General features: G+C 71.1%; 17 protein-coding genes. 15 read left to right on the top strand and 2 right to left on the bottom strand.

Features of this window, described 5'->3' with window-relative positions; genetic code table 11:
- Positions 1-86: 86 nt before the first annotated feature.
- The 9 genes from ftsW to ACH427_RS01150 all read left to right on the top strand — a co-directional run bounded on the left by ftsW (position 87) and on the right by ACH427_RS01150 (position 8,737).
- A complete protein-coding gene (ftsW, locus tag ACH427_RS01190) occupies positions 87-1,481 on the top strand; it encodes a putative lipid II flippase FtsW (RefSeq protein WP_398867241.1) in 1,395 nt (464 codons plus the stop codon).
- A 6-nt stretch (positions 1,482-1,487) separates the two neighbouring features.
- Positions 1,488-2,582 carry an undecaprenyldiphospho-muramoylpentapeptide beta-N-acetylglucosaminyltransferase gene (gene murG, locus ACH427_RS01185; RefSeq protein ID WP_398867240.1) on the top strand — a complete coding sequence of 365 codons (1,095 nt, stop codon included), beginning with the start codon at positions 1,488-1,490 and terminating at the stop codon, positions 2,580-2,582.
- A gap of 29 nt (positions 2,583-2,611) precedes the next feature.
- On the top strand, positions 2,612-3,418 hold the full coding sequence (locus ACH427_RS01180; RefSeq protein ID WP_398867239.1) for a cell division protein FtsQ/DivIB: 807 nt from the start codon (positions 2,612-2,614) through the stop codon (positions 3,416-3,418).
- Positions 3,419-3,659: 241 nt separating this feature from the next.
- Positions 3,660-4,901: a cell division protein FtsZ gene (gene ftsZ, locus ACH427_RS01175; protein WP_398867238.1), complete on the top strand. Its 1,242-nt coding sequence runs from the start codon at positions 3,660-3,662 to the stop codon at positions 4,899-4,901.
- 23 nt (positions 4,902-4,924) lie between these two features.
- Entirely contained in the window at positions 4,925-5,689 is a 765-nt protein-coding gene (gene pgeF / locus ACH427_RS01170; RefSeq protein WP_398867237.1) for a peptidoglycan editing factor PgeF, read from the top strand.
- Positions 5,686-6,405 carry a YggS family pyridoxal phosphate-dependent enzyme gene (locus ACH427_RS01165; protein ID WP_398867236.1) on the top strand — a complete coding sequence of 240 codons (720 nt, stop codon included), beginning with the start codon at positions 5,686-5,688 and terminating at the stop codon, positions 6,403-6,405. Before pgeF ends, ACH427_RS01165 begins: the two co-directional genes overlap by 4 nt.
- A gap of 122 nt (positions 6,406-6,527) precedes the next feature.
- On the top strand, positions 6,528-7,130 hold the full coding sequence (locus tag ACH427_RS01160; RefSeq protein ID WP_087928499.1) for a cell division protein SepF: 603 nt from the start codon (positions 6,528-6,530) through the stop codon (positions 7,128-7,130).
- A gap of 73 nt (positions 7,131-7,203) precedes the next feature.
- A complete protein-coding gene (locus ACH427_RS01155) occupies positions 7,204-7,488 on the top strand; it encodes a YggT family protein (protein WP_361533925.1) in 285 nt (94 codons plus the stop codon).
- A 61-nt stretch (positions 7,489-7,549) separates the two neighbouring features.
- Complete coding sequence (locus ACH427_RS01150; protein WP_398867235.1) at positions 7,550-8,737, top strand: DivIVA domain-containing protein; 1,188 nt, start codon at positions 7,550-7,552, stop codon at positions 8,735-8,737.
- A gap of 171 nt (positions 8,738-8,908) precedes the next feature.
- On the opposite strand, the gene ileS is transcribed toward ACH427_RS01150, so the two are convergent.
- Positions 8,909-12,052 carry an isoleucine--tRNA ligase gene (ileS, locus tag ACH427_RS01145; protein ID WP_398867234.1) on the bottom strand — a complete coding sequence of 1,048 codons (3,144 nt, stop codon included), beginning with the start codon at positions 12,050-12,052 and terminating at the stop codon, positions 8,909-8,911.
- 476 nt (positions 12,053-12,528) lie between these two features.
- On the opposite strand from ileS, the gene ACH427_RS01140 reads away from it, so the two are divergent.
- The 5 genes from ACH427_RS01140 to ACH427_RS01120 all read left to right on the top strand — a co-directional run bounded on the left by ACH427_RS01140 (position 12,529) and on the right by ACH427_RS01120 (position 17,109).
- Positions 12,529-13,284 (top strand): TraR/DksA family transcriptional regulator, encoded by a 756-nt coding sequence (locus ACH427_RS01140; RefSeq protein ID WP_398867233.1) that lies wholly within the window; start codon positions 12,529-12,531, stop codon positions 13,282-13,284.
- 87 nt (positions 13,285-13,371) lie between these two features.
- Positions 13,372-13,929 carry a signal peptidase II gene (gene lspA, locus ACH427_RS01135; protein WP_398867232.1) on the top strand — a complete coding sequence of 186 codons (558 nt, stop codon included), beginning with the start codon at positions 13,372-13,374 and terminating at the stop codon, positions 13,927-13,929.
- A 62-nt stretch (positions 13,930-13,991) separates the two neighbouring features.
- Positions 13,992-14,933: an RluA family pseudouridine synthase gene (locus ACH427_RS01130; protein ID WP_398867231.1), complete on the top strand. Its 942-nt coding sequence runs from the start codon at positions 13,992-13,994 to the stop codon at positions 14,931-14,933.
- Complete coding sequence (locus ACH427_RS01125; protein ID WP_398867230.1) at positions 14,930-15,412, top strand: GNAT family N-acetyltransferase; 483 nt, start codon at positions 14,930-14,932, stop codon at positions 15,410-15,412. Before ACH427_RS01130 ends, ACH427_RS01125 begins: the two co-directional genes overlap by 4 nt.
- A 107-nt stretch (positions 15,413-15,519) precedes the next feature.
- Positions 15,520-17,109 (top strand): Na+/H+ antiporter, encoded by a 1,590-nt coding sequence (locus ACH427_RS01120; RefSeq protein ID WP_398867229.1) that lies wholly within the window; start codon positions 15,520-15,522, stop codon positions 17,107-17,109.
- Positions 17,110-17,112: 3 nt separating this feature from the next.
- Here ACH427_RS01120 and ACH427_RS01115 read toward each other — a convergent pair whose 3' ends face one another.
- Positions 17,113-18,177: a mechanosensitive ion channel family protein gene (locus tag ACH427_RS01115; protein ID WP_398867228.1), complete on the bottom strand. Its 1,065-nt coding sequence runs from the start codon at positions 18,175-18,177 to the stop codon at positions 17,113-17,115.
- A gap of 109 nt (positions 18,178-18,286) precedes the next feature.
- Here ACH427_RS01115 and ACH427_RS01110 point away from each other — a divergent pair, with 109 nt between their 5' ends.
- The gene (locus ACH427_RS01110; RefSeq protein WP_398867227.1) at positions 18,287-18,874 is read left to right on the top strand and encodes a dienelactone hydrolase family protein; all 588 of its coding nucleotides are present in this window, start codon (positions 18,287-18,289) and stop codon (positions 18,872-18,874) included.
- The last annotated feature ends 187 nt before the right edge of the window (positions 18,875-19,061 follow it).

Here is a 19,061-nt window from a genome sequence, read left to right as displayed (position 1 = left end):
CCACGGCCCGGCACCGGCCCCTGGGCCGGTCCGGGCCCCGGCGGCGTGACCGGGCGGCGCCGGAGACCAGCGAAGGGGACACCCGGATGCACGCGGACGACATCGCGAGGCCGCCCGGCGCCTGGACGGCCCTGCGCGGCCCCGTCGCGCGCTCCCGCACCGCGGGGGCGGCCCGCCCGCGCCCCGCTGCGGGCCGTGGGCGCACCGGCGGCCCCCGTGGGCCCCGCCCGCCCCGCGGCACCCTGCTGGGCGGCCTGCGGACCCTCCACAGCCGCGCGAAGCGGGCCTGGGACCGCCCCCTGACGGCGTATTACCTCGTCCTCGGCGGCTCCCTGCTGATCATCGTCCTCGGCCTGGTGATGGTCTACTCCGCGTCCCAGATCAAGGCGCTGCAGAACGGCCTGCCCCCCAGCTTCTTCTTCCGCAAGCAACTGCTGGCCGCCGCCATCGGCGCCGTGCTGCTGCTCGCGGCCGCGCGGATGCCCGTGAAACTGCTGCGGGCCTTCGCCTACCCCGCGCTCGCCGGCTCGCTCTTCCTGCTCTGCCTGGTCCAGGTGCCCGGCATCGGCGAGACCATCAACGGCAACACCAACTGGATCGCCCTGGGGGGTCCCTTCCAGATACAGCCCAGTGAGTTCGCCAAGCTGGCGCTGGTGCTGTGGGGCGCCGACCTGCTCGCCCGCAAACAGGCCAAGAAGCTGCTCACCCAGTGGAAGCACCTGCTCGTGCCCCTGGTGCCCGTCACCTTCGTGCTGCTCGGGCTCATCATGCTGGGCGGTGACATGGGGACCACCGTCGTCCTCACCGCGGTGCTGCTGGGGCTGCTGTGGATCGCGGGCGCCCCCACCCGGCTCTTCTCCGGGGTGTTCGTCGTCACCGCCCTGCTCGCGGTGCTGTTCATCAAGACCAGTGCCAATCGCATGTCCCGCCTCGCCTGCATCGGCGCGACCGACCCCGGCACCAACGACCAGTGCTGGCAGGCCGTGCACGGAATCTACGCGCTGGCCAACGGCGGCTGGTTCGGTGCGGGCCTCGGTGCGAGCGTGGAGAAATGGGGCGAACTACCAGAACCTCACACCGACTTCATCTTCGCCATCACCGGCGAGGAGCTCGGTCTGGCGGGGACGCTGTCCGTGCTCGCCCTCTTCGCGGCTCTAGGCTATGCGGGTATCCGCGTGGCCGGACGCACGGAGGACCCCTTCGTGAGGTACGCCGCGGGAGGTGTGACCACCTGGATCATGGCTCAGGCCGTGGTCAACATCGGTGCGGTGCTCGGCCTGCTGCCGATCGCCGGTGTCCCCCTGCCGCTGTTCTCCTACGGAGGGTCCGCCCTGCTGCCGACCATGTTCGCCATCGGACTGCTGATCGCCTTCGCGCGCGACGAACCCGGTGCGCGAGCGGCACTGGCCATGCGGCAGCCTGGGGTGAGATGGAAGACGATGAGACGGCGCGTCAAGAAGCGACCGTCCGGAGAGCGGTGAATTTCGGTGCATGTCGTACTCGCCGGCGGGGGGACCGCCGGCCACATCGAGCCCGCGCTCGCCCTCGCGGACGCCCTGCGCAGGCAGGACCCGACCGTGGGGATCACGGCGCTCGGCACGGAGCGGGGTCTGGAGACCCGGCTCGTGCCCGAGCGGGGCTATGAGCTGGGTCTGATCCCCGCCGTACCCCTGCCGCGCAAGCCCACACCCGAGCTGATCACCGTCCCCGGGCGGCTGCGCGGCACGATCAAGGCCGCCGAGCAGATCCTGGAGCGCACCAAGGCGGACTGCGTGGTCGGCTTCGGCGGCTATGTGGCGCTGCCCGGCTATCTGGCCGCCAAGCGGCTCGGCGTGCCGATCATCGTGCACGAGGCCAACGCGCGCCCCGGCCTGGCCAACAAGATCGGCTCGCGCTACGCGGCTGGCGTCGCGGTCTCCACGCCGGACAGCAAGCTGCGCAACGCCCGCTATGTGGGCATCCCGCTGCGCCGCACCATCGCCACCCTCGACCGTGGCGCGGCCCGGCCGGAGGCGCGGGCGTATTTCGGGCTCGACCCCAACCTGCCCACGCTGCTGGTCTCCGGCGGTTCGCAGGGCGCCCGCAGGCTGAACGAGGTCATCCAGACCGTCGCCCCGGCGCTCCAGCGCTCCGGCATCCAGATCCTGCACGCGGTCGGCCCGAAGAACGACCTGCCGCGTGCGGACAACATGCCCGGTATGCCGCCCTATGTCCCGGTACCGTACGTGGACCGGATGGATCTCGCGTACGCCGCGGCCGACATGATGCTCTGCCGCGCGGGTGCGATGACCGTCGCCGAGCTGTCCGCCGTCGGGCTGCCGGCCGCCTACGTCCCGCTGCCCATCGGCAACGGCGAACAGCGGCTCAACGCCCAGCCGGTGGTCAAGGCGGGCGGCGGCCTGCTGGTCGACGACGCCGAGCTGAGCCCCGAATGGGTGCAGAGCCAGGTGCTCCCGGTGCTCGCCGACCCGCACCGGCTGTACGCGATGTCCCGCGCCGCCTCCGAGTTCGGGCGCCGCGACGCCGACGAGCTGCTCGTCGGCATGGTCTACGAGGCGATTGCCGCACGCAGAGCGGGCTGAGGCCCGTAGGAGCAGGAGGCTAGGGGAGCGTGGCCGGACCGACGACCGCTCAGCGCGGTGGCTCGAAGAGCAAGGACGCGAAGAGCGGGAGACCGGTGCGGTCCGGCCCCTCCCGGCCCGCCGCGGCGCGCCCCCCGCGCCGCCGCAGGATCCTCTTCTGGGTGGTCGCGGCCACGCTCGTCGTGTCCGCCGCCGCCTGGGCGCTCTACGGCTCCAGCTGGCTGCGCGCGTCGCGGGTGGACGTCAGCGGCGCGCGCGTGCTGCCCCCCGAAGAGGTACGCGCGGCGGCCGAGGTCCCGCTCGGCGAGCCCCTGATCTCCGTGGACACCGACGCCATCGCCGGCCGGCTGCGCGAGGCGCTGCCCAGGATCGACACCGTCACCGTCGAACGGTCCTGGCCGCGCACGATCGGCCTGAAAGTGGTCGAGCGGCAGCCCAGAGCGATCGTCGAAAAGGGCGGAAAGTTTATCGAGATCGACGGTACGGGCGTGCGCTTCGCCACAGTCGATCACGCCCCCCAGGGCGTCCCGCGGCTGTCCCTGGAGGCCGCGGACTCGCCCAGCCTGCGGCGGTTCGGCACCGGGCGCCTGGAGCGCGAGGGCGTGCGCGTGGCCGAGTCACTGCCCGCCGCCGTGCGCGCGGACACCCGCGTCATCCACGTACGCTCGTACGACTCCATCACCCTCGATCTGACGGGCGGTCGGACGGTGGTCTGGGGGAGTGGTGAGCGGGGCGACGCGAAAGCCCGTACGCTCACGGCATTGCTGAAGGCGGCGCGGGGTGCCGACCACTTCGATGTCAGTGCCCCCAGCGCTCCGGCGGCATCCGGGAGTTGACGGGCCGAAGGGTCGGCCAGCACCCTGACTGGCTACGGCTATGGGTGATCACATAGGGTGAAAAGAAAAACGGGAGGTTCGGCGTGTTCGTTGAACACGCGCCACTTGTCGACTTAGTGTCCTGTTCGGAGAACCCCAGCGAACAGCGGCACCGGTAACCCTAAACTTCACGTTGAGGGTTCGGGTCGGCATTGAGAACCGTCCCCCAGGCATACGTAACTCGAGGCGAGAGGCCTTCGACGTGGCAGCACCGCAGAACTACCTCGCAGTCATCAAGGTCGTCGGCATCGGCGGCGGTGGCGTGAACGCCATCAACCGGATGATCGAGGTCGGTCTCAAGGGCGTCGAGTTCATCGCGATCAATACCGATGCGCAGGCCCTGCTGATGAGCGACGCCGACGTCAAGCTCGACGTCGGCCGGGAGCTCACCCGCGGCCTCGGCGCCGGCGCCAACCCCGATGTCGGCCGCAAGGCGGCCGAGGACCACCGCGAGGAGATCGAGGAGGTCCTCAAGGGGGCCGACATGGTCTTCGTGACCGCGGGCGAGGGCGGCGGCACCGGCACCGGTGGCGCCCCCGTCGTCGCCAACATCGCCCGCTCGCTGGGCGCCCTGACGATCGGTGTGGTCACCCGGCCGTTCACCTTCGAGGGCCGCCGCCGCGCGAACCAGGCGGAGGACGGCATCGCGGGTCTGCGCGACGAGGTCGACACCCTCATCGTGATCCCCAATGACCGGCTCCTGTCCATCTCGGACCGTCAGGTGAGCGTGCTCGACGCGTTCAAGTCGGCGGACCAGGTGCTGCTGTCGGGTGTCCAGGGCATCACCGACCTCATCACCACCCCCGGCCTGATCAACCTCGACTTCGCCGACGTCAAGTCCGTGATGTCCGAGGCCGGATCGGCGCTCATGGGCATCGGCTCGGCCCGTGGCGACGACCGCGCCGTGGCCGCCGCGGAGATGGCGATCTCCTCGCCGCTCCTGGAGGCGTCCATCGACGGCGCCCGCGGTGTGCTGCTCTCCATCTCCGGCGGCTCCGACCTCGGTCTCTTCGAGATCAACGAGGCGGCGCAGCTGGTGAGCGAGGCCGCCCACCCCGAGGCCAACATCATCTTCGGCGCGGTCATCGACGACGCCCTCGGCGACGAGGTCCGGGTCACGGTCATCGCCGCCGGCTTCGACGGCGGGCAGCCGCCGGCCAAGGGCAGCCGCGACAAGGTGCTCGGCTCCTCCTACGGCAACGGCCGTGAGGAGAGCACCGCGTCGGCCGGGGCCCCGCGCCAGAGCGCTCCGGCCGAGCCGGTCCGCTCCTCCTTCGGCGGTCTCGGCAATGTGACCCCGCGCACCGAGGAGCCCCCGGCCACCGACCCGTCGCCGGTCGGCGAGGTGCCCCCGCCGCCGGTCTCCTCCCCGCAGGTCCCGCCGGCCCGGCCGTACCAGGACTCGACCGCCGAGGAACTCGACGTCCCGGACTTCCTCAAGTAGGACCCGCGAGTGAGCGGCCCAAAGTGATAGGGCATCAACACGCAGTGACATCCGAACAGCACGCGAGCGGCGCGCACTTCGCCTTCACCGACAGGTGGGGCGGGGTGAGCGCCGCTCCGTATGACGAGCTCAACCTGGGCGGCGCGGTCGGTGACGACCCCGCCGCCGTGCGGACCAACCGGGAGCGGGCGGCGAAGTCGCTCGGCCTGGACCCGGCGGCGGTCGTCTGGATGAACCAGGTGCACGGCCGGGACGTGGCCGTGGTCGACGGGCCGTGGGACGTGAGCGGCACCGCGGAGATCCCGGCCGTCGACGCGGTGGTGACGGCCCGTCGGGGCCTCGCCCTCGCGGTGCTGACCGCGGACTGCACCCCGGTGCTGCTGGCCGACCCGGTCGCCGGGGTTGCGGGCGCGGCCCACGCCGGCCGCCCGGGGCTGGTCGCCGGGGTCGTCCCCGCCGTCGTCGAGGCGATGACCGGGCTGGGCGCCGACCCCGCCCGGATCATCGCCCACATCGGCCCCTCGGTCTGCGGCTTCTGCTACGAGGTGCCCGAGGCGATGCGCTCCGAGGTCGCCGCGGCCGTGCCGGAAGCCTGGGCCACCACCCGCAAGGGCACCCCGGCGGTGGACGTCGCCGCGGGGGTTTGTGCCCAGTTGCACCGAGTCGGCGTGAATGTCAGCGGACAATCTCACATTTGTACGCTGGAGTCGGCAGACCACTTCTCGTACCGACGCGAGCACACCACGGGGCGGCTCGCGAGCTATGTCTGGTTGGGCGCTGAGCTGTGACGGACCGCAGGACGGAACTGGCCGCGAACCTGGCGCGCGTGGAGGAACGTATCTCCGCGGCGTGCGCCGCGGCCGGGCGCAAGCGTGAAGACGTGACCCTCGTCGTGGTCACCAAGACCTACCCCGCGAGCGATGTGCGCCTGCTCGCGGAGCTGGGGGTCCGGCACGTCGCGGAGAACCGCGACCAGGACGCCGCCCCCAAGGCCGCCGAGTGCGCGGATCTGCCACTGACCTGGCACTTCGTCGGACAATTGCAGACGAACAAGGTCCGCTCGGTGGTGAGTTATGCCGATGTGGTGCACTCTGTCGACCGAATCAGACTGGTCACATCCCTCTCCGCGGCCGCCGTCCGGGCCGGCCGCCAACTGGACTGCCTGATCCAGGTGGCTCTTGACGCCGAGTCGGGAGAGCGCGGGGACCGTGGCGGTGTCGCGCCGGACGGGGTCGCCGGACTCGCCCACGCGATCGCGGCCGCCGAAGGGCTGCGCCCCGCAGGTCTGATGACGGTCGCTCCGCTCGCCGGCCCTTACGCGGGACGGCCCCGGGCGGCATTCGACCGGCTGATGGAAATCTCAACGGGCCTGCGCGCGGCCCATCCTGCTGCGAACATGGTGTCAGCAGGGATGAGCGCGGACCTGGATGACGCCGTGGCAGCCGGGGCGACACATGTACGTGTCGGATCGGCGGTACTCGGAGTCCGACCCGGGCTCGGGTAACGTCGCCAAGAAGTCGGACCACAGCAGAAAATATGGTCAATCCCACCAAAAGGCGGGCAGGCCAAGTGGATCCAAGGCGCCGTTGACGGAGCCGATCCACCACAGAGCGGAGGACGCAGAGAATGGCCGGCGCGATGCGCAAGATGGCGGTCTACCTCGGCCTCGTGGAGGACGATGGGTACGACGGCCCGGGGTTCGACCCCGATGACGAGTTCGAGCCCGAGCCGGAGCCCGACCGACGCAGGCAGCAGCATCAGTCCCAACAGACGCAACCGGACGAACCGGTTCGAGTCGCCCAGCCGCCGGCACAGCGTGAACCCGCTCCGCTCGTAGCGGAAACGGGACGACCCGCCCGAATCGCCCCCGTGGCGTCCATCACACCCGAACGCCACTCTCTGGAGAAGAACGCACCGGTGATCATGCCCAAGGTTGTGTCCGAGCGGGAGCCCTACCGCATCACCACATTGCACCCCCGGACCTACAACGAGGCCCGTACCATCGGGGAACACTTCCGCGAGGGCACCCCGGTGATCATGAATCTCACGGAGATGGACGACACGGACGCGAAGCGGCTCGTCGACTTCGCCGCCGGTCTCGTCTTCGGACTCCACGGCAGCATCGAGCGGGTGACGCAGAAGGTGTTCCTGCTGTCTCCTGCTAACGTCGATGTCACGGCGGAGGACAAGGCCCGCATCGCAGAGGGTGGGTTCTTCAATCAGAGCTGAGACGCAAAACCGGTCATTGCCGGATGAATGACGGCCCGACAGGCCGGGTACGAAGGGGAGAGGGAAGCGCGAGATGAGCATCGCACTACAGGTGATCTACATCGCGCTGTACTGCTTCCTGTTCGTACTCATCTTCCGGCTGGTGATGGATTACGTCTTCCAGTTCGCACGCTCATGGCAACCCGGTAAGGCGATGGTGGTCGTCCTTGAGGCCACCTACACTGTCACCGATCCGCCACTCAAGCTTCTGCGGCGGGTCATCCCGCCGCTGCGTCTCGGGGGCGTGGCGCTCGACCTGTCCTTCTTCGTACTGATGATCATCGTCTACATCCTGATCACCGTCGTGAGCCGGCTGTGAACGCGGCTGTGAACGATACGGTCTTGCCGATTGCCGACGACTACGTTGAGGTGAAGAAGAGATGCCGTTGACCCCCGAGGACGTGCGGAACAAGCAGTTCACGACCGTCCGTCTCCGAGAAGGCTATGACGAGGACGAGGTCGATGCCTTTCTGGACGAGGTCGAGGCCGAACTGACCCGACTGCTCCGGGAGAACGAGGACCTGCGCGCCAAGCTGGCCGCCGCCACGCGTGCCGCCGCGCAGAACCAGCAGCAGGGAATGCGCAAACCGGAGCCGCAGGACCAGCGACCCGGCGCGCCGGTGCCCGCTGCCATATCCGGACCGCAGCCGGTGCCGCAGCAACAGCAGATGGGCGGCCCGCCGCAGCTGCCGGGCGGTGCCCCGCAGCTTCCGGCAGGCCCCGGCGGTCACGGCCACGGTCCCCAGGGCCCGCACGGTCCCGGCCCGATGGGACAGAACGGTCCGATGGGTGGCCCGATGGGCGGCCCCATGGGACAGAACGGCCCGATGGGGCAGAACGGCATGGGCCAGAACGGCCCCATGGGTCAGAACCCCATGGGCCAGAACGGTCCGATGGGCGGCCCCGGCCCCCAGCTGCCGCAGCCGGGTCAGGGACCGGGCGGTGACAGCGCCGCGCGTGTGCTGTCGCTCGCTCAGCAGACCGCCGACCAGGCGATCGCGGAGGCCCGTTCCGAGGCCAACAAGATCGTCGGCGAGGCGCGCAGCCGGGCCGAGGGTCTGGAGCGGGACGCCCGCGCCAAGGCCGACGCCCTGGAGCGGGACGCGCAGGAGAAGCACCGTGTCGCGATGGGCTCCCTGGAGTCCGCCCGCGCCACGCTGGAGCGCAAGGTCGAGGACCTGCGCGGCTTCGAGCGCGAGTACCGCACGCGCCTGAAGTCCTACCTGGAGAGCCAGCTGCGTCAGCTGGAGAACCAGGCGGACGACTCGCTGGCCCCCCCGCGCAACCCCAACACCCCGTCGCTGCCCGCGGCCCCGTCGATGAGCGGGTCCATGGCCTCGGCAGGTGCGGGCATGGGTGGCCACAGCATGGGCGGCAACCCGTCCATGGGCGGTAACACCTCCATGGGTGGCAACACCTCGATGGGTGCCCCGTCGTACGGCGGTCAGCAGCAGATGTCCCCGGCGATGACCCAGCCGATGGCACCGGTCCGGCCGCAGGGCCAGCAGCCGATGCAGCAGGCGCCGTCGCCGATGCGCGGCTTCCTGATCGACGAGGACGACAACTAAGCCGCGGCGCCGCCGTCGGCAATCAGCGGGCCGGGCCCGGGACTGATGTCCCGGGCCCGGCCCGTTTTCGCGACTTTTCCCCGTCTCTGCCTTTTCCCCGCTTCTTCTGATGTACACACAAAAGCGCCGGTCGCCCGGGATCTTCCCGGGCGACCGGCGCTCGTGGTGCCGTTACGCCTTGCGGAGGCGGAACGTCAGGCCGAGGCCCTCGTCCTCGAACGGCTCGCCGTAGGAGTCGTCGGCCTCACCCGATGCGAAGTCCGTGGCGAGCACCTCGTCCGCGATGAGGCCGGCGTGCTCGGTCAGTGCCGTGGTGGTCTCGTCGTCCGTGGCACGCCAGCGCAGCGCGATCCGGTCGGCGACGTCGAGGCCGCTGTTCTTGCGGGCCTCCTGGATCAGCCGGATCGCGTCACGGGCCAGGCCCGCACGGCGCAGCTCCTGGGTGATCTCCAGGTCGAGCGCCACCGTCGCGCCCGAGTCGGAGGCCACCGACCAGCCCTCGCGGGGCGTTTCGGTGATGATGACCTCGTCCGGGGAGAGCGCGACGCTCTCGCCGTCCACGACCACGGAGGCCGTGCCCGCGCGCAGCGCCAGCGACAGCTCCGCGGCGTCCGCCTCGGCGACGGCCTTGGCCACGGCCTGGACGCCCTTGCCGAACCGGCGGCCGAGCGCGCGGAAGTTGGCCTTCGCGGTGGTGTCGACCAGCGAGCCCCCGACCTCCGAGAGGGAGGCGAGCGAGGAGACGTTCAGCTCCTCGGTGATCTGGGCGCGCAGCTCCGGGCCCAGCTCCTCGAAGCCGGTGGCCGCGACCAGCGCGCGGGACAGCGGCTGCCGGGTCTTGACGCCGGACTCCGCGCGGGTGGCGCGGCCCAGCTCGACCAGCCGGCGCACGAGCAGCATCTGCCGGGAGAGCTCGGGGTCGATCAGGGCGGTGTCGGCCTTGGGCCAGGTCGCCAGGTGCACCGACTCGGGCGCCTCCGGGTCCACCGGGACCACGAGGTCCTGCCAGACGCGCTCGGTGATGAACGGCACCAGGGGCGCCATCAGGCGGGTGACCGTCTCGACGACCTCGTGCAGGGTGCGCAGCGCGGCCGCGTCACCCTGCCAGAAGCGGCGGCGGCAGCGCCGCACGTACCAGTTCGACAGGTCGTCCACGAAGGAGGACAGCAGCTTGCCCGCGCGCTGGGTGTCGTACGCCTCCAGCGCCTGGGTGACCTGGTCGGTCAGCGAGTTGAGCTCGCTGAGCAGCCAGCGGTCGATCAGCGGGCGCTCGGCCGGGGCCGGGTCGGACGCGGAGGGCGCCCAGCCGGACGTACGGGCGTAGAGCGCCTGGAAGGCGACCGTGTTCCAGTAGGTGAGGAGCGTCTTGCGGACGACCTCCTGGATCGTGCCGTGCCCGACGCGGCGCGCGGCCCACGGGGAGCCGCCGGCGGCCATGAACCAGCGGACGGCGTCGGCGCCGTGCTGGTCCATCAGCGGGATCGGCTGGAGGATGTTGCCCAGGTGCTTGGACATCTTCCGGCCGTCCTCGGCCAGGATGTGCCCGAGGCAGACCACGTTCTCGTACGCCGACTTGTCGAAGACGAGGGTGCCCACGGCCATCAGGGTGTAGAACCAGCCGCGGGTCTGGTCGATGGCCTCTGAGATGAACTGCGCGGGATAGCGCTTCTCGAAGAGCTCCTTGTTCTTGTACGGGTAGCCCCACTGCGCGAAGGGCATGGAACCCGAGTCGTACCAGGCGTCGATGACCTCCGGCACGCGGACGGCGGTGTGCGCGCAGCCGTCGGCGGTGCAGGTGAAGGTGACATCGTCGATGTACGGGCGGTGGGGGTCCAGGCCGCTCTGGTCGCTGCCGGTGAGCTCGCTGAGCTCGGCCAGGGAGCCGACGCAGGTGAGGTGGTCGTCCTCGCAGCGCCAGATGGGCAGCGGGGTGCCCCAGTAGCGGTTGCGGGAGAGCGCCCAGTCGATGTTGTTGTTCAGCCAGTCGCCGAAGCGGCCGTGCTTGACGGACTCCGGGAACCAGTTGGTCTGCTCGTTCTCCGCGAGCAGGCGGTCCTTGACGGCCGTGGTGCGGATGTACCAGGACGGCTGCGCGTAGTAGAGGAGCGCGGTGTGGCAGCGCCAGCAGTGCGGGTAGCTGTGCTCGTACGCCACGTGCTTGAAGAGCAGGCCGCGCGCGGACAGGTCCTCGACCAGCGCCTCGTCGGCCTTCTTGAAGAACTGGCCGCCGACGAGGGCGAGGTCCTCCTCGAAGGTGCCGTCCGGGCGGACCGGGTTGACGACCGGCAGGCCGTAGCCGCGGCAGGTGCGGAGGTCGTCCTCACCGAAGGCGGGCGCCTGGTGGACCAGACCGGTGCCGTCCTCGGTCGTCACATACTCGGCGTTGACGACGAAGTTGGCGCCCTCCAGCTCGACCAGGTCGAACGGGCGGCGGTAGGCCCAGCGCTCCATCTCGCGGCCGGTGAACGACTCGCCGGTCGCGGTCCAGCCCTCGCCCAGGGCCTTCTCCAGCAGCGGCTCGGCGACGACCAGCTTCTCCGTGCCGTCCGTGGCGACGACGTAGCGGACGTCGGGGTGCGCGGCGACCGCGGTGTTGGAGACCAGGGTCCAGGGGGTGGTCGTCCAGACGAGGAGCGCGGCCTCGCCCGCGAGCGGGCCGGAGGTCAGCGGGAGGCGGACGTAGACGGAGGGGTCGACGACCGTCTCGTAGCCCTGCGCCAGCTCGTGGTCCGACAGGCCGGTGCCGCAGCGGGGGCACCAGGGGGCGACGCGGTGGTCCTGGACCAGCAGGCCCTTGTTGAAGATCTCCTTCAGCGACCACCACACCGACTGGACGTACTCCGGGTCCATCGTGCGGTACGCGTCGTCGAGGTCGACCCAATAGCCCATGCGGGTGGTGAGCTCGGCGAAGGCGTCCGTGTGCCGGGTCACCGACTCGCGGCACTTGGCGTTGAACTCCGCGATGCCGTACTTCTCGATGTCCTGCTTGCCGTTGAAGCCCAGCTCCTTCTCGACCGCGAGCTCGACCGGCAGGCCGTGGCAGTCCCAGCCGGCCTTGCGGCCGACGTGGTAGCCCTGCATCGTGCGGAAGCGGGGGAAGACGTCCTTGAAGACGCGGGCCTCGATGTGGTGGGCGCCGGGCATGCCGTTGGCGGTCGGGGGGCCCTCGTAGAACACCCACTCGGGGCGGCCCTCGGACTCTTCGAGGCTACGGGCGAAAACCTTGCTCTCGCGCCAGAAATCGAGCACGGCGTGCTCGAGCGCGGGCAGGTCCACCTGAGCGGGTACCTGGCGGTACTGCGGCTGCGGACTCATCGGGTGCTTCCTCCGGCGGGACGTCATTGCGCTGTCCGTCGGAGGGACGAGAGCCGTTGCACGGTGCTCCCGCGGTACCACCCTCCTTGGCCGCAGGCGGGCTGCCTGTGGCCCCCTCATTGGGCCGCGATGCCGGTTCTACTGACCTGCCGGGTGACACCCGGGGCGTTCTTCCGGCGGCTCAGGGCTGATCTTCGACACCGCGCACGCCCTCGGGCTCCCACCGTCCCCGAGTCGCTCCTGGCTGCGTGCGGCGCTACTCGTCCCATCCACGCCTCTCGCTGCGCCCAGTGTACGGGCCCGTGGCGGTCACGGCCCACCGGATATCGGCGGGGGCCGTGCGGGCGCCGATTACAGGGCCGGGGGCGGGGCACAACGGTGGAGACCGGCGTGGCCCGTTGCCGCGTGCCCGATGGGGATTTATCGTTCCGGCACGATTCGCGCGCTAGATCATAAAATGTGAAGGGGTCGCGGCCATGGTGGCGAAGAAGACCGCTCCGGCGAAAAAGGCCGCCCCGGTGAAGGCGGCCGAGGCCGCGCCGGCGGAGAAGACCGCACCCCCCGAGAAGACGGCCGCGCCCGCCAAGAAGACAGCCTCGGCGAAGAAGGCGACGGCTGCGAAGAAGGCGACGGCGGAGAAGGCCGCCGCGCCCGCCAGGACGGCGAGCAAGAAGAAGGCCCCCGCCAAGGCCCCTGACGAGGCCCCCGAGAAGACCCCCGACAAGAACGCCACCAAGGTGCCGGCCAAGGCCGCGAAGGCCGCGCCGTCCGCCGCGCCCGCCAGGAAGACGGCCGCGAAAGCGGCCTCGGCCGGCAAGCCCGCGGCGCCGGCCGCCCCCGGTGAACTCGCCGTCCGGCCCGGGGAGGAGCCCTGGTCGCCCGCGGAGGTGAGCGAGGCGCGCTCGGAGCTGCAGAGCGAGGTGCTGCGGCTGCGAGCCGAGATCGCCGCCTCGGAGGAGGCGATCAGCGGGCTGATGCGCGACTCGGGCGACGGCGCCGGCGACGACCAGGCGGACACCGGCACCAAGAACATCACCCGGGAGCACGAGCTGGCCCTGGCCGCCAACGCCCGGGAGATGCTGCTCCAGACCGAGCGCGCCCTGGGGCGGCTCGACGCCGGTACGTACGGGCTCTGCGAGAACTGCGGGAAGCCCATCGGCAAGGCCCGCATGCAGGCGTTCCCCCGGGCCACCCTGTGCGTGGAGTGCAAGCAGCGCCAGGAACGCCGCTGACCCGCGCCCGCGCGCGTGCCGTACCCTCGTCCTCAGTCAGGGTGGCCCTGACACCCATCGAGCGCGGGACGACGTCGAAGGACTCACGTGACAGAGGCGGAACAGACCACCGGCACACCCGGCAGCGGGACGGCGGCCGAGGCGCCGGACGGGGTCAGGGGCGGACGGCGGATCGCCGTCCTCCTCGTGGTGGCCGCCTTCGCCTTCCTCCTCGACCTGGGCAGCAAGCTGCTCGTGGTCGCCAAGCTGGAGCACCACGACGCCGTCGAGGTCATCGGCACCTGGCTCCAGTTCGAGGTGATCCGCAACCGCGGCGCCGCCTTCGGCTTCGGCGAGGCCATGACGATCGTCTTCACCGTCATCGCGACCGCCGTGATCGTCGTCATCGCCCGGATCGCCCGCAAGCTCTACAGCCTGCCCTGGGCCATCGCGCTCGGTCTGCTCCTCGGCGGCGCGCTCGGCAACCTCACCGACCGGCTCTTCCGCTCGCCCGGCGGCTTCCAGGGCGGCGTCGTGGACTTCATCGCCACCCCGCACTTCGCGGTCTTCAACCTCGCGGACTCCGCGATCGTCTGCGGCGGCTTCCTGATCGTGATCCTCTCCTTCCGCGGCCTGGACCCGGACGGCACGGTCCACAAGGACTGAGAAGGGCCCGGCAGCGGACGCTGCCGTGCGGGGCCGTCCGGGCCGTCCGTCATACTCGACGGGTGAGCACCATTCCCGAGATCCGCGCCCTGCCCGTACCCGATGGCCTCGAAGGCGAGCGAGTCGACGCCGCCATCGCCCGTATGTTCGGCTTCTCCCGCACCAAGGCGGCCGAGCTGGCGGCCGCGGGGAAGGTCCAGCTCGACGGGGCCGTGGCCGGGAAGTCCGACCGGGTGACCGGCGGGGCCTGGCTGGAGGTCGAGATGCCGGCCGCCCCCGCGCCCGTGCAGATCGTCGCCGAGCCCGTCGAGGGCATGGAGATCATCCATGACGACGACGACATCGTCGTGATCGTCAAGCCCGTCGGCGTGGCCGCGCACCCGAGCCCCGGCTGGACCGGTACCACCGTCATCGGCGGTCTCGCCGCCGCGGGCTACCGCATCTCCACCTCGGGCGCCGCCGAGCGCCAGGGCATCGTGCACCGCCTGGACGTCGGCACCTCCGGCCTGATGGTCGTCGCCAAGTCCGAGCGCGCCTACACCTTGCTCAAGCAGCAGTTCCGCGAGCGCACCGTCGACAAGCGCTACCACACGCTGGTCCAGGGCCACCCGGACCCGATGAGCGGCACCATCGACGCGCCCATCGGCCGCCACCCCAACCACGACTACAAGTGGGCGGTCACCGCCGACGGCAAGCCGTCGGTGACGCACTACGACCTCATCGAGGCGTTCCGTGCCGCCAGCCTGCTCGACGTCAAGCTGGAGACCGGCCGCACGCACCAGATCCGCGTGCACATGGCCGCGCACCGGCACCCCTGCGTCGGCGACCTCACCTACGGCGCCGACCCCACCCTCGCCAAGCGGCTGAAGCTGACCCGCCAGTGGCTGCACGCCGTCCGGCTGGGCTTCGAGCACCCCGAGGACGGGCGCTGGGTGGAGTTCGAGAGCGAGTACCCGGCGGACCTGCGGCACGCCCTGGAGATCATCCGGGCCGAGAGCTCATGAGCGGGGCGGCGCCCGTCACGGTCCGCGTCGTCGCCCCCGACGACCTGACCGGCTGCCACGCGGTGCGCCGTGAGGTCTTCGTGGCCGAGCAGGGCGTCCCGGAGGCTGAGGAGATGGACGCCTACGACGCGCTCGCCGTCCACTTCCTGGCGTCCGGCCCGGCCGGACCCGTGGGCACGGTCCGTTTCCTGCACGGCGCGCCCGCCCGGAAGAAGTACGGCCACGCGGGCGTGACCGACGATGCCACCGCCGTCCTCGGCCGGCTCGCGGTCAGCCGTGCCGCGCGCGGCACCGGGCTCGGGGTGACCCTCGTCCGGGCCGTGGAGGAGGAGGCCCGGCGGCTGGGGCTGACCCGGGTCTATCTGGAGGCGCAGACGCACGCGCTCGGCTTCTACGAGCGGCTGGGGTACGCGGCGCACGGCCCGGAGTTCGACGAGGGCAGCGGCATCGCGCACCGGGCCATGACCAAGCGCCTCTGACGCCGCGGGGTTCTCCCGCCCTGCCGGCCCCGGACCCCGGACGAGCTGAAACCGACCTCAAGTGGCACGCTTGATCGAAGTTCGGTCGATCTGCCCGGAGGGCCCCCTTGGACCAGCTCGCGCTGCTCTTCGTCCTGCTCATCGGCGCTGTCGTCATGGTGCCGTGCGCGGACCGGCTGGGGCTGCCGTCGCCGGTGCTGATGACCCTGGGCGGCATCGTCCTCGCGCTGCTCCCCTTCGTCCCCAATGTGGACGTACCGCCGGAATTCATTCTTCCGCTGGTGCTACCGCCCCTGCTCTACGCCTCCGTGCAGCGCACCTCCTGGCGGCAGTTCGCGGCCAATGTGCGGCCGATCCTGCTGCTCGCGGTCGCGCTCGTCTTCGTGACCACCGCGGCCGTCGCCGTCGTGGCCAACGCCGTCGTGCCCGGCATCTCCGTGGCCGCGGCCGTCGCGCTCGGCGCGCTCATCGCCCCGCCCGACCCGGTCGCCGCCACCGCCGTCGCGGGCTCGCTGGGGCTGCCGCGCCGCCTGGTGTCGATCCTGGAGGGCGAGGGGCTCTTCAACGACGTCACCGCCATCGTGCTCTACCACGTGGCCGTCGCCGCGGCCGTGACCGGCAGCTTCTCCCTGCCCAGGGCCTTCGGGGAACTGGTGCTGTCCGCCGTCGTGGCCGTGGCCGTCGGGCTGGCGCTCGGCTGGGCCGCCAAACGGCTGATGGACATCCTCGCCGACGCCACGCTCCAGATCGGCCTGACGCTGCTGGTCCCCTTCGTCGCCTACGTCCTGGCCGAGGAGTTCCAGGGCTCCGGGGTGCTCGCGGTGCTCACCGCCGCGCTCTTCCTCGCCGAGTACGCCATGGACGCCGACGACGTCCTCGGGCGGCTCGCCGGGCACACCTTCTGGGAGGTCGTCGACACCCTCGTCACCGGCGTCGCGTTCGGGCTCATCGGCCTCGAACTCCACAATGTCTTCGGCACGGGCGCCGGCCGGTGGGGCGAGATGCTGGAGATCAGCGCCGCCGTCATCGGCGTCGTCGTGGGCGTACGGCTGCTGTGGCTGCTGCCCGCCGCCTGGCTGGCGAAGAAGCTGCACAGCCGCCGGGACATCGACGAGGACATCCCCCTGAGCTGGCGCGAGACCGTGATCATGTGGTGGTCGGGGATGCGCGGGGTCGCCTCCGTCGCGCTCGCCCTCGCGATCCCGCTCCGCATGGACGACGGCTCGCCCTTCCCCGGCCGCGACGAGATCCTCTTCATCGCCTTCGCCGTGATCATGGCCACCCTCCTCGTCCAGGGCCTGACCCTGCCCTGGCTGGTCCGGGTGCTGGGCGTGCGGTCGGACGCCGACGCCGAGCGGGAGTTCTCCCGGCAGCTCGCGGTCCGCGCGGCCAAGGCCGCCAAGCGCCGGCTCAAGGAGCTCGAGAAGACCGAGGACCTCCCCGAGGACCTCGTCGAACACCTCAGCAAGCGCGCCTTCGACGTCGGCGCCCGCATCAGCCCCGACATCCTGGACGAGGAACGGCGCGAGGCCCACGCCCAGCGCGTCGAGCGGATCCGCACCGTCCAGCGCATCCAGAGCGAGCTGCTCTCCGCGGCCCGCCACGAGGTGCTCGCCGCGCGCAGCGAGCCCGGCGCCGACCCCGAGATCGTCGACCGGGTGCTGCGCCACCTGGACGTACGGAGCCTGCGCGGCTGACCGTCAGGACATCCCGGGGCCTTCCGCGGCCCCTGTCGTGCCGGGGGCGGGTGCGGTGTTCACCCGTGGCAGGGCGTACGGGTGCTCCCGCCGCAGCCACGCGATCAGCTGCTCCCGCACGATGCAGCGCAGGGCCCATATGTCGTCCGAGTCCTTCGCGGTCACCAGCGCCCGCACCTGGATCGTGGTCGGCGTGGTGTCGGTGACCACCAGGCTCCAGGCCCGCTGGTCCCATTCCAGGGACGCCTTGAGCACCTGGTGCAGATAGTCGCGCATGAGGTCCACGGGGGCCGAGTGGTCGAGGTGGAAGAAGACCGTGCCGGTCATCCGGGGGTTGTTGCGCGACCAGTTCTCGAACGGCCTGCCGGTGAAATAGGAGACCGGCATGGTGAGGCGGCGCTCGTCCCACGTGGCCACCACCAGATAGGTCAGCGTGATCTCCTCGACCTTGCCCCACTCGCCGGCGACCACGACCGTGTCACCGATGCGCACCACGTCGCCGAAGGCGATCTGGAGCCCCGCGAAGAGATTGCCCAGCGTCGACTGGGCGGCCACACCGGCGACGATGCCGATGAGACCGGCCGAGGCCAGCATCGAGGTTCCCACCGTCTTCATGTCCGGGAACGTCAGCAGCATCGCCGCCACCGCCACCACGCAGACGGCCGCGGTGACGATCCGCTCGATCAGCGTCACCTGCGTACGCACCCGGCGCACGCGCGCCGGATCGGGCGCCCCGGCGGCGTAGCGCGCGTACATGGCCTCGACCACGGCCACCGCCAGCCGGACGACCAGCCAGGCGCACGCCCCGATCAGTACCAGGCTCAGCACCTGGCCGATCGCCGCCTGGTGCCACCGGCCGAGTTCGGCGTAGGGGTAGCTCGCGCGCAGCAGCGCCGTGCACAGCACCAGCCGGAACGGCAGGCGGGCGCGGCGCAGCAGGCCCCACAGCGGGGTGTCCGGTCTGCGGGCGTCGATCCGGCGCAGTACCTGGTCCGCGATCCACCCCACGATCACGGTGACGATCAGTGCGCCGCCGATGACGGACAGCGGACGCAGTACGCCCTCCATGGACACTCCAGCTCCTTCCGGCCGGCCGCAGCTCACCGGTGGGGCGCTTCCCTCCGGCCGTAACTGGCACGATGGGGGCACGCGATCCACCTGTAAGGAAGTGACTCCAGTGGCGTCCTCTACCACGATTGTCCTTTTTCATTCGGCCTACGGCCTCCGGCCCGCGGTGCACGCCGCCGCGGAGCGGCTGCGTGCCGCCGGGCACGAGGTGCACGTACCGGACCTCTACGACGGCCGGACGGCGGACACCGTCGAGGAGGGCATGGCCATCAAGGACGAGATCGGCAAGGACGAACTGCTGAAGCGCGCCATCGTGGCGGCGGCGCCCCTGTCGGACCGCGGGCTGGTCTACGCGGGCTTCTCGCTCGGCGGGTCCATCGCGCAGAACCTGGCCCTCGGCGACGAGAAGGCGCGGGGGCTGCTGCTCCTGCACGGCACGTCCGACCTGGCCGAGGACGCGTCCGTGGACGAGCTGCCGGTGCAGTTGCATGTCGCCGATCCGGACCCGTTCGAGCCGCATGACTGGCTCAACGCGTGGTATCTGCGGATGCGGCGGGCCGGGGCGGAGGTGGAGGTCCACCGGTACGCCGGGGCGGGGCATCTGTTCACGGATCCGGAGCTTCCGGATTATGACGGGGAGGCGGCGGAGACGGCTTGGCGGGTTTCGCTGGCCTTCTTGGAGGAGCTTGCCGGGTAGGCGGGGGCCTTCCCCGGTCCCGCCCCTTCCCGGCCGCGTCTGATGTGCGGCTCCGCCGCGTGGGGGGCAAGCACCCAGACCCCCGCGACACGCTTCGCGCGTTGTCCTCAAGCGCCGGCCGGGCTGAATGTCACGGCCGTGAGTTCGTAGCCCGCGGATGACGAACTCACCGTCCGGACATCCAGCC

The organism is Streptomyces sp. NPDC020379, from assembly GCF_044387105.1.
Taxonomy (GTDB): Bacteria; Actinomycetota; Actinomycetes; order Streptomycetales; family Streptomycetaceae; genus Streptomyces.
This window is presented reverse-complemented; position numbering and strand designations above follow the sequence as displayed.

Coding starts and splice junctions, on each gene's coding strand:
- ACH427_RS01140 (WP_398867233.1), top strand. CDS start 12,529: ATGGTGGCGAAGAAGACCGCTCCGGCGAAAAAGGCCGCCCCGGTGAAG.
- ftsW (WP_398867241.1), top strand. CDS start 87: ATGCACGCGGACGACATCGCGAGGCCGCCCGGCGCCTGGACGGCCCTG.
- ACH427_RS01155 (WP_361533925.1), top strand. CDS start 7,204: ATGAGCATCGCACTACAGGTGATCTACATCGCGCTGTACTGCTTCCTG.
- ACH427_RS01150 (WP_398867235.1), top strand. CDS start 7,550: ATGCCGTTGACCCCCGAGGACGTGCGGAACAAGCAGTTCACGACCGTC.
- ileS (WP_398867234.1), bottom strand. CDS start 12,052: ATGAGTCCGCAGCCGCAGTACCGCCAGGTACCCGCTCAGGTGGACCTG.
- ACH427_RS01125 (WP_398867230.1), top strand. CDS start 14,930: ATGAGCGGGGCGGCGCCCGTCACGGTCCGCGTCGTCGCCCCCGACGAC.
- ACH427_RS01160 (WP_087928499.1), top strand. CDS start 6,528: ATGGCCGGCGCGATGCGCAAGATGGCGGTCTACCTCGGCCTCGTGGAG.
- ACH427_RS01115 (WP_398867228.1), bottom strand. CDS start 18,177: ATGGAGGGCGTACTGCGTCCGCTGTCCGTCATCGGCGGCGCACTGATC.